At 72.5% G+C, this 1,374-nt stretch carries 2 protein-coding genes; one reads left to right on the top strand and one right to left on the bottom strand.

Translation table 11 applies throughout. The features are described from left to right. Nucleotides 1-81: 81 nt before the first annotated feature. Nucleotides 82-633: a YwqG family protein gene (locus tag CCN44_RS42705; RefSeq protein WP_167404098.1), complete on the top strand. Its 552-nt coding sequence runs from the start codon at nucleotides 82-84 to the stop codon at nucleotides 631-633. Nucleotides 634-766: 133 nt separating this feature from the next. Here CCN44_RS42705 and CCN44_RS42710 read toward each other — a convergent pair. Further along, on the bottom strand, nucleotides 767-1,374 hold a 608-nt coding region (locus CCN44_RS42710), incomplete at its 5' end, for an MFS transporter (RefSeq protein WP_143650528.1).

A 1,374-nucleotide genomic window follows, 5' to 3' on the forward strand; every position in this document is an offset into this window, starting at 1 on the left:
CCCGCAGCCCCCGCGCACGTCTCGCCGGGAGCCGTCGGACCCCCGGGCCGGGGTGCGGGAGGCTGCGCCTAGGCTCTGACCATGCTGTTGATCCACGGCGGGGAAGCCGTAGCCGACGCTCCCGAACCGCGCACGGGGGGAGTGCCACTCGTCCCGGACGGATTCGTCTGGCCGGACTGCCGGGAGTGCGGCGGACCGCTGCAGTTCCTCGCCCATCTGCCCGTCGATCTCGGGGTGATCGCGGTGTTCTTCTGCCAGAACGACCCCGGCATGTGCGACGACTGGGACGCCACCGCCGGTGCCAACCGCGCCTTCGTGTTCACGGGCCGACTCGCGGCGGCCACCGTCCCCGCCGAAGGCGAGACGCTGCTCGGTGCGGTCACCGCCTTGCGCCCGCACCCGGCCGACGCCCCCGCCGCGGAGCCGGTCCTGGGCCGGCTGGGCGGCGAACCCGACTGGCTCCAAGGGGACGAGACCCCTGACTGCCCTTCCTGTACCGCGCGGATGACCTTCACGGCCGAACTCGAAGAGGGATCCGACTTCGCGACCTCCGCCAACTTCGGCGGAGGCGGCCGCGGTTACGTCTTCCACTGCCGTCCCTGCGGCGAGGCCGCCTTCCTCTGGCAGCGGTGAGGACCGCCTGTCCGAGCGGGGCGGACGCACCGCGGAGTCCGAGTGCGCCGCTCCCGGTCCTCAGGTACCGGGAGCGGCGCGGATCCGCGGGCGGCCGAACCCTCGGCCGGACCGCTGCACCCTTTCCGGACTCCTACACCCTCTCCGGACCGCTGACGCTCTCCGCCCTGCCCCGCGCGGGCACCGCCGTGGTGTCGCGGGGCGGTGCGGCCGGCTCCGGGAGGGTGAGGAAGAGGGTCATGGCGGCGCTCGCCAGGTAGAGGCCGGCGAAGATCCACATCACGCCCTGGACTCCGAGGGGCCCGAGGAAGAGCCCGACCACGGCCGGGCCCACGAAGGTGCTGGCTCCGGCGCCGAGGTTGAGCGCCGACATCGCCTGCCCCTTGTGGTCCGGGGCCAGCGACGGCATGAGCGCGGACAGCGGCACGTACCCGGCGAGGGTGGCCCCGAACAGGCTCACCAGCACCATGGCCAGGACGAAGTTGTCGCCGGAGGCCACGGTGCCGTAGTAGAGCAGGAGCGTGGTCACCGCGCAGCCCACCCCGCCGAACCAGGCGACGGTGCGCTGCCAGCCCAGGCGGTCGCCGACGAGGCCGAAGAGCAGGTTGAAGAAGATGTTGGTGGCGAACATCGCCGACAGCAGCCGCAGCCAGTCGGTCAGGGAGAAGCCCAGCGTGTCGGTGAAGAACACGGGCAGGAAGACCAGGAAGCCGAACTGCGCCGCGGTGTTGATGGTGCGCA

The organism is Streptomyces tricolor (genome assembly GCF_002155905.1).
GTDB lineage: Bacteria > Actinomycetota > Actinomycetes > Streptomycetales > Streptomycetaceae > Streptomyces > Streptomyces tricolor.

What these genes read in the sequence shown, in the direction of transcription:
- CCN44_RS42705 (WP_167404098.1), top strand. Translation starts at nt 82, where the DNA reads ATGCTGTTGATCCACGGCGGGGAAGCCGTAGCCGACGCTCCCGAACCG.